Source organism: Salmonella sp. SAL00670, from assembly GCF_046552235.1.
GTDB classification, from domain to species: Bacteria; Pseudomonadota; Gammaproteobacteria; order Enterobacterales; family Enterobacteriaceae; genus Salmonella; species Salmonella enterica.
Genome location: NZ_JBGDUO010000003.1, coordinates 558,825 through 566,833, shown reverse-complemented (window position 1 = coordinate 566,833; position 8,009 = coordinate 558,825). Strand labels below are relative to the sequence as shown.

At 50.9% G+C, this 8,009-nt stretch carries 7 protein-coding genes, 1 tRNA gene and 2 rRNA genes; 7 read left to right on the top strand and 3 right to left on the bottom strand.

Going from position 1 to position 8,009, the window contains the following annotated elements; all coding sequences use genetic code 11:
- The 4 genes from ACLJRS_RS13950 to dkgB form a co-directional block, all read left to right on the top strand.
- Positions 1-184, top strand: a 23S ribosomal RNA gene (locus tag ACLJRS_RS13950); the annotation flags it as partial.
- Positions 185-380: 196 nt separating this feature from the next.
- Positions 381-496: ribosomal RNA gene (gene rrf, locus ACLJRS_RS13945) — 5S ribosomal RNA — on the top strand.
- Between the two features lie 191 nt (positions 497-687).
- Positions 688-764, top strand: a tRNA-Asp gene (locus ACLJRS_RS13940).
- Between the two features lie 164 nt (positions 765-928).
- Positions 929-1,732 (top strand): 2,5-didehydrogluconate reductase DkgB, encoded by an 804-nt coding sequence (gene dkgB, locus ACLJRS_RS13935; protein ID WP_000154881.1) that lies wholly within the window; start codon positions 929-931, stop codon positions 1,730-1,732.
- Positions 1,733-1,752: 20 nt separating this feature from the next.
- On the opposite strand, the gene yafC is transcribed toward dkgB, so the two are convergent.
- On the bottom strand, positions 1,753-2,667 hold the full coding sequence (gene yafC, locus ACLJRS_RS13930) for a DNA-binding transcriptional regulator YafC (RefSeq protein ID WP_000648540.1): 915 nt from the start codon (positions 2,665-2,667) through the stop codon (positions 1,753-1,755).
- Between the two features lie 104 nt (positions 2,668-2,771).
- Here yafC and ACLJRS_RS13925 point away from each other — a divergent pair, with 104 nt between their 5' ends.
- From ACLJRS_RS13925 to ACLJRS_RS13915, 3 genes are all read left to right on the top strand, one after another.
- On the top strand, positions 2,772-3,947 hold the full coding sequence (locus tag ACLJRS_RS13925; RefSeq protein ID WP_001127540.1) for an MFS transporter: 1,176 nt from the start codon (positions 2,772-2,774) through the stop codon (positions 3,945-3,947).
- Between the two features lie 131 nt (positions 3,948-4,078).
- Positions 4,079-4,879 (top strand): endonuclease/exonuclease/phosphatase family protein, encoded by an 801-nt coding sequence (locus tag ACLJRS_RS13920; RefSeq protein ID WP_001230970.1) that lies wholly within the window; start codon positions 4,079-4,081, stop codon positions 4,877-4,879.
- A gap of 77 nt (positions 4,880-4,956) precedes the next feature.
- Entirely contained in the window at positions 4,957-5,727 is a 771-nt protein-coding gene (locus tag ACLJRS_RS13915; protein WP_000207240.1) for a class I SAM-dependent methyltransferase, read from the top strand.
- A gap of 55 nt (positions 5,728-5,782) precedes the next feature.
- Here the strand turns inward: ACLJRS_RS13915 and mltD are convergent, their stop codons facing one another.
- Both mltD and gloB read right to left on the bottom strand, forming a co-directional pair.
- Positions 5,783-7,150, bottom strand: coding sequence for a murein transglycosylase D (mltD, locus tag ACLJRS_RS13910; RefSeq protein ID WP_000644703.1), 1,368 nt, complete (start codon positions 7,148-7,150; stop codon positions 5,783-5,785).
- 71 nt (positions 7,151-7,221) lie between these two features.
- On the bottom strand, positions 7,222-7,977 hold the full coding sequence (gene gloB / locus ACLJRS_RS13905) for a hydroxyacylglutathione hydrolase (protein ID WP_001052773.1): 756 nt from the start codon (positions 7,975-7,977) through the stop codon (positions 7,222-7,224).
- Between the last annotated feature and the right edge of the window lie 32 nt (positions 7,978-8,009).

Sequence of the window (8,009 nt, the reverse complement as noted above, 5' to 3'; positions counted from 1 at the left end):
AGCTAAATGCGGAAGAGATAAGTGCTGAAAGCATCTAAGCACGAAACTTGCCCCGAGATGAGTTCTCCCTGAGACTTAGGGTCTCCTGAAGGAACGTTGAAGACGACGACGTTGATAGGCCGGGTGTGTAAGCGCAGCGATGCGTTGAGCTAACCGGTACTAATGAACCGTGAGGCTTAACCTTACAACGCCGAAGATGTTTTGGCGGTTGAGAGACGATTTTCAGCACTGATTCAGAGTTGAGTACGCAATAATTTGCGCAGCAGCAAGGCGGCAAGCGAAGGAAAGGAAGGAGCATACAGAAGTATGTGACTGAGTTTACGAGCGCAGGCAACGCCGCTGATGCGATAAAGAATTGCGTACAGAGCACAAAGAATTTGCCTGGCGGCACTAGCGCGGTGGTCCCACCTGACCCCATGCCGAACTCAGAAGTGAAACGCCGTAGCGCCGATGGTAGTGTGGGGTCTCCCCATGCGAGAGTAGGGAACTGCCAGGCATCAAATTAGAAGTATGGCATTAACTTTCGGGGCAGTTCACTACTCGACAGAGAGTAGGACAAAAGCGAAAGCTTTTGAACGTTGCGAAGCAACGGCCCGAAGGGTGAATCACGAAGTGATTCATAAACTGCCAGGCATCAAATTGCAGTAAACCGGGATGAAAATCCGGGTTGTGACAAAGAAATTCGGTGGAGCGGTAGTTCAGTTGGTTAGAATACCTGCCTGTCACGCAGGGGGTCGCGGGTTCGAGTCCCGTCCGTTCCGCCACTTGTTAAGAGCCCTGAGCATTAGCTCAGGGCTTTTTCTTTTCCTGTCATTTAATTATTGCTCAATTCGCAAAAATCCTCTGCATTTCTCGCTCTTTTTCTGCAAAGCGCTGAAGGTCATAATTCCCTCAGTTAACGAACATAGTGATTAAAAAGAGGAATTCTATGACTATCCCTGCATTCGGTTTAGGTACTTTTCGCCTGAAAGACGACGTGGTTATCGCTTCTGTTAAAACGGCGCTTGAACTGGGCTACCGTGCTGTCGACACTGCGCAAATCTATGATAATGAAGCGGCTGTTGGACAGGCGATTGCTGAGAGCGGCGTACCGCGTAGCGAGCTGTACATCACCACCAAGATCTGGATTGAAAACCTTAGCAAAGACAAGCTAATCCCAAGCCTGAAAGAGAGCCTGAAAAAATTGCGTACCGATTATGTCGATCTGACGCTGATCCACTGGCCATCTCCGGGTGATGCCGTGTCTGTCGAAGAATTTATGCAGGCATTGCTTGAAGCTAAAAAACAAGGGCTGACTCGCGAAATTGGCATTTCAAACTTCACCATTCCGTTGATGGAAAAGGCTATTGCCGCGGTGGGCGCACACAATATCGCCACCAACCAGATTGAGCTATCTCCGTATCTGCAGAATCGTAAGGTGGTTGACTGGGCGAAAGCGCACGGTATCCATATCACCTCTTATATGACGCTGGCATACGGTAAAGCGCTGAAAGATGAAGTGATTGCACGCATTGCGGCTAAACATAATGCGACCCCGGCGCAGGTTATTCTGGCATGGGCAATGGGTGAAGGTTACTCGGTGATCCCTTCATCCACCAGGCGTGAAAACCTGGCAAGCAACCTGCTGGCACTGGACCTGCATCTGGATGTCGAAGATAAAAATGCGATCGCGGCACTGGACTGCAACGATCGTCTGGTTAGCCCGGAAGGACTGGCTCCTGCCTGGGATTAATTACCCGATCCTTTGTACCTTTACCCCTCTTTCACAGCTCCTGCGGGAGCTGTTCTTATATATTCGCTCAAAAAGTCGATAAATGCCCGAATACGTGTGCTGACGGCGCGATCGCTGTAGTAAACGGCGCTGAAAGGCATTTCTACCGGCAGACGTTTATCGGCCAGCAGTTCCACCAGTTCTCCCCGCGCGATCTCTTTATCAATCATATAATCTGAAAGACATGCAATGCCGTTACCGTTCAGGCAAAGTTGTTTTAACGTTTCCCCGCTGTTGGAAGAAATCCCACATTCGATCTCATGGAGCTGCCCATCGCTACAGGCTATTGGCCAGGTATTGAGCGAGATGGGTTCAGAGAACCCCAGGCACAGATGCCGTTTTAACTCTTCAACGCTCTCAGGCTTGCCAAAGCGGGCAATATAGTCAGGTGAAGCGATAATCTTGCGATAGCTGGTAAATAACGGGCGCGCGCGCAGACTTGAATCTGTCAACGTGCCTGCGCGTATCGCAACATCCACTTTTCGTTCAATAAGATTGATGAACGTTTCTGAGGAGACAAGAGACAACGTCATTTCCGGATACCGTTCACGAAAAGGTTTAATCAGCGGCATCAGGAAATGCAGCATTACCGGCGTTGCCGCATCGATACGCAGTAAGCCGCGCGGGGTATTACGCGACTCCATGATTTCCGTTTCTGCGGCGGCCATTTCTTGCAGTATCTGCTGCACGCGCCTGAAGTATCGCTCTCCTTCTTCAGTCAGGCTCAGCTGTCGGGTCGTACGATTAAGCAGACTGACGCCGAGCTTCATCTCCAGCTTTTTAACTGCCCGGCTGACAGCGGAATTGGCCTGTCCAAGCTGCTCTGCCGCCCGGCTGAAGCTGCCGCTTTCCACGACAGCGACAAAAATTGCGAGTTCTTCGGAGGTGGCTTTCATTTTTGCTCCTGAAGCAAAATTAAATTGATATTTTGGCTATTTTTGTCATTAAAACATCCAGGCATACTGCGTGTCATCTGATTACTGCTGTTATGGAGTTATTTATGCCTCTCGCTTTATTTGCACTGACAATAAGTGCCTTCGCTATCGGTACGACTGAGTTTGTGATTGTCGGCCTGGTGCCGACCATTGCTCAACAACTGGCTATCTCGTTACCTTCCGCCGGAATGCTGGTTTCAATCTATGCGCTGGGTGTGGCTATTGGCGCGCCGGTGCTAACCGCGCTGACCGGACGCCTGCCGCGTAAACAGTTACTGGTCGCGCTGATGGTCTTGTTTACGGCGGGGAATTTGCTGGCATGGCAGGCACCGGGCTATATGACATTAATCGTCGCCCGTCTGCTGACGGGCCTGGCGCACGGCGTGTTCTTCTCGATTGGATCTACCATCGCGACAAGTCTGGTGCCAAAAGAGAAAGCGGCTTCTGCGATCGCTATTATGTTTGGTGGTTTAACGGTAGCGCTGGTCACGGGCGTTCCGCTGGGCACATTTATCGGTCAGCATTTTGGCTGGCGTGAGACCTTCCTTGCGGTATCACTGTTAGGCGTGATTGCGCTGATGAGCAGTCAACTGCTGATCCCTGCCAATATTCCCGGTCGGGCGGCCGCCAGCATTCGTGACCAGGTGAAAGTACTGACTCATCCTCGTCTGTTGCTGATTTACGCCGTTACGGCGCTGGGCTACGGCGGGGTATTCACGGCATTCACCTTCCTGGCGCCAATGATGCAGGATCTGGCGGGATTCTCCCCGGCAGCGGTAAGCTGGATCTTACTGGGGTATGGCGTATCAGTGGCTATCGGCAATATCTGGGGCGGTAAACTGGCAGATAAGCATGGTGCCGTGCCGGCGTTGAAATTCATTTTCGCCGTGCTGTTTGTTCTGCTGATGGTCTTCCAGGTGACGGCCTCCACGCAGTATGCCGCGCTGGCTACCATTCTGGTGATGGGGGTCTTTGCCTTCGGTAACGTACCGGGGTTGCAGGTCTACGTGGTACAGAAAGCGGAACAATTCACGCCTAATGCAGTAGATGTGGCGTCAGGTCTGAACATTGCGGCGTTTAACATTGGTATTGCGCTGGGTTCCGTGATTGGCGGACAAACGGTGGCGCATTACGGTTTGGCGCAGACGCCGTGGATTGGCGCCCTCATTGTTCTGGTGGCTTTCCTGCTGGTGGGCGTCAGCGGACGTCTTGATAAACCTGTACGCATTGCTCTGGAGTAAATTATTGATGTAAGCGCCTACTTACAAAACAAACTGCAATTGTTCGTTGAAAGTGAGTGCTAAAATCCCTATAACAGAAGAACCAGTCCGGTTGAGGACTGGTTGACGTTACAGAGGTTTGAAAGTCAAAAGTGCGAAAAAACACCTATGCGATGCGCTATGTTGCCGGACAGCCCGCCGAGCGGATTTTGCCGCCAGGGTCGTTTGCGAGCATTGGCCAGGCATTGCCCGCCGGGGAACCGCTAAGCAGTGAAGAGCGGATCCGTATCCTCGTGTGGAATATATTCAAGCAGCAGCGAGCCGAATGGTTATCGGTGCTGAAGAACTACGGCAAAGATGCGCATCTGGTCCTGTTGCAGGAGGCACAGACGACGCCTGAACTGGTACAGTTTGCCACCGCTAACTATCTTGCCGCCGACCAGGTTCCCGCTTTTGTATTACCTCAGCATCCGTCTGGCGTCATGACGCTTTCTGCCGCCCATCCTGTTTACTGCTGCCCTTTACGGGAAAGAGAACCAATTTTACGTTTGGCGAAATCAGCCCTGGTGACGGTATATCCCTTGCCGGATACCCGTTTATTAATGGTAGTAAATGTTCATGCGGTAAATTTTAGTCTGGGCGTGGACGTATACAGTAAGCAGTTACTTCCGATCGGCGACCAGATTGCGCACCATAGCGGCCCTGTCATTATGGCGGGTGATTTTAATGCCTGGAGCCGCCCACGTATGAATGCGTTGTACCGCTTTGCACGTGAGATGTCGCTGCGCCAGGTGCGTTTCACTGACGATCAGCGCCGTCGTGCGTTTGGACGACCGCTGGATTTTGTTTTTTATCGTGGTTTAAACGTGAATGAAGCCTCCGTACTGGTGACGCGCGCTTCCGATCACAATCCGCTACTCGTTGAATTCAGTCCCGGCAAACCTGAGCAATAAAGGTGCGTCAGGTCTGCCGTGGGGCAGGCCTCTTCGGGTGCTGCCCTTTACTTTTCTCATAACAGAAGGGCACTACCATGACAACGCATTCCCACCATGACAATGTTGAAAAGCAGTTTGGTTCACAGGCGAACGCCTATTTACATAGCGCCGTTCACGCATCGGGTCGTGACTTAGCGCGGCTGGCGCAAAGGCTGTCTGATTTTTCCCACGCGAACGTACTGGATATGGGATGTGGAGCTGGACACGCGAGTTTTGTCGCTGCGCAACATGCCTACTCGGTCGTGGCATACGATTTATCCGCCAGCATGCTTGAGGTTGTCGCTGGAGCGGCGGAAGAAAGACATTTAAGTAATATTACTCTCCGGCAAGGCTATGCCGAAAAACTGCCCTTTGAAGATGCATCGTTTGAGGTGGTGATTAGCCGCTATTCCGCGCATCACTGGCACGACGTTGGTCAGGCATTGCGTGAGGTTTATCGTGTATTAAAACCCGGCGGCGTGCTGATTATCATGGATGTCATGTCGCCTGGACATCCTGTACGCGATATCTGGCTGCAAACGGTGGAGGCGTTACGCGACACGTCGCATGTCCGTAATTATTCCAGTGGTGAATGGCTGGCGATGGTCAATAATGCGATGCTGGTAACGAATACCGTGATAACCGATCGTTTATCGCTGGAGTTTCGCTCATGGGTAACGCGGATGCGTACGCCAGCGCCGTTGGTTGAGGCGATTCGATTATATCAGGCGAGTGCCCCGGTAGAGGTGAAGCGTTATTTTGAGTTGCAGGATGACGGTTCGTTTAGCAGCGATACTATCATGCTGGAAGCGCATAAAGCGGTATAGCAATTTAAAAGGCGCCGGGGGAAGCGGCGCCTTTTGGCTTTTTCGTCGGACAATATCAGGAGTCTGGCGTGCTATTGTCCTTCACAAACAACGTAAGCTGATCGCCCGGTTGTAGATTATCCGTATCATGGTTCCAGCGCATCACATCTTTGATATTCACCCCGTGACGTCTGGCGATACTGGAAAGCGAATCGCCTTTACGGACACGATAGGTAATGCTATCGCTATTGTTTGCCAGTCGTTGCGCGCTGCTGCCAGCGCCCACGGTCAGGCTTTGCCCGATTTTCAGGCGTGAACCACGCAGGTTGTTCCACTGCTGCAAGTCCTTCGTGCTTACGCCAAGCTGCGAAGCAATACCGGAAAGCGTATCGCCAGAGCGCACCTTATAGCTACGGCTATTCAACGGCGTATTGTCGGCGATCAGTTGGGACTGAACGGCGTCAATCTCACCGGAAGCCAGCGACTCACGCAACTGCTCGGCATGCTTTTTGGGCACCATAACATATTGCGGACCGCTTACGCCTAAGGTAGACCCTTTTACACCGGCATTAAACGTCTTCAGCTTGCTGATAGACATGCCCGCCATATCCGCAACCTGGGCCATTTCAACTGGACTGTTTAAACGAACTCGTGCCAGCGCTCGGCTTTCATCTGTTGTTGGCAGACGTACGCCGTAGCGTTTGCTGTTTTTGAGAATTTCACTCAATGCCAGCATCTTAGGTACGTAGAGTTTTGTTTCTCTGGGCAAAGAAAGCGACCAGAAATCCGTCGGTTTTCCACGCGCTTTGTTTGCTTTAATTGCCCGCATAACACGGCCTTCGCCGCTGTTATACGCTGCAACGGTTAACAGCCAGTCGCCGTCAAACATTTTGTTCAGACGCTGCATCATGTCTAACGCGGCGGTCGTAGAGGCTACAACATCGCGACGCGCGTCATAATTACGGGTCTGCTTTAAACCATAATTGCGCCCTGTGCTCGGTATGATCTGCCAGATGCCTGCGGCATTGGCGCCAGACGTTGCGTGAGGATCAAAAGCGCTCTCCACTATGGGTAGTAGTACCAGCTCCATAGGCATGTTACGTTTCTTAACCTGCCCCGCTATCCAGTACATATACGGCTCTGCCCGTAAAGTTACATCGTGGAGATAGCTCTTATTGCGTAAATACTTCTGTTTCTGTTCGCGAATCCGGCTGTTTTCCGGAATTCCCATCTTTAGCTCGTCGCCAATGAAAGCCCACAAGTCCTGATCTGGCGCGATAGACGTTCCGTCGTCCATCCATCGTGCCTGACTCGTAAACTTTCCTGCTTCCCCTTGACCAGCTGCAGAAAGGCTCTGTGCGTGCTGTTGGACGTTGCCAGTGTTCTGAGACGTCTGGCACCCCACAAGCAGGACAGAGGCGAGTAATATCGCTTTTGCCTTCATGTGTGTGTCAATAGTTGCTTAAAAGACGACCGATCATAACGGCGAAGTTAGCGAATGACAAGTAAGAATTATCAGAACGTGTCTTTCTTTGACCTTAACCATGCAAAACGCGCTTCTGGTTGTTGCAATATTGTTTCTTTGTTTATTTCGTTAATTAAATCAATATCTTCAGTTCTTAAAAAAAGATTAATCTTACGTTCATTTTTAAGAATAACGGGTAATGTCATTTGTTTTTTTACACGTAACTCTTTAACTTTACGATAATATTCATTTATGAACGAATCGTGCGGAAGTATGCTCAATGCGAACTTAATGTTAGCTAAAGTGTATTCGTGAGCGCAGCAAATGAGCGTGTCGTCAGGCAGAGAATTAATTTTCATAAGTGACTGATACATCTGTGATGGCGTGCCTTCAAACAGTCGACCACAGCCGCCAGAAAACAGCGTGTCGCCGCAGAATAAGTAAGGGTGGCTAAAGTAACAGACGTGTCCTAACGTGTGACCCGGCGTGGCAAAAAGAGTAAATTTCTCGCCTAAAACGCGAATAGTATCGCCATCGCCAACAAGATGGGTTGCTCCCTTGTCTTGCGTTTCCGCCGGTCCATAAACCGTCATTTGCGGGAAGTGTTGCAACAGCTCTTTGACTCCGCCAACATGGTCGTGATGGTGATGCGTCAGAAAAATCGCCTCCGGCATCCACTTATGTTCAGCAATGGCCTTTAAGACGGGTGCCGCTTCGCCGGGATCAACAATCACACAGCGGCCTTCATCATTGGTCAGCACCCAGATGTAATTGTCCTGAAACGCGGGAATACTGTTAAGATTCATATATTACCTCTCAAATAATTAGCGGAAGGTTG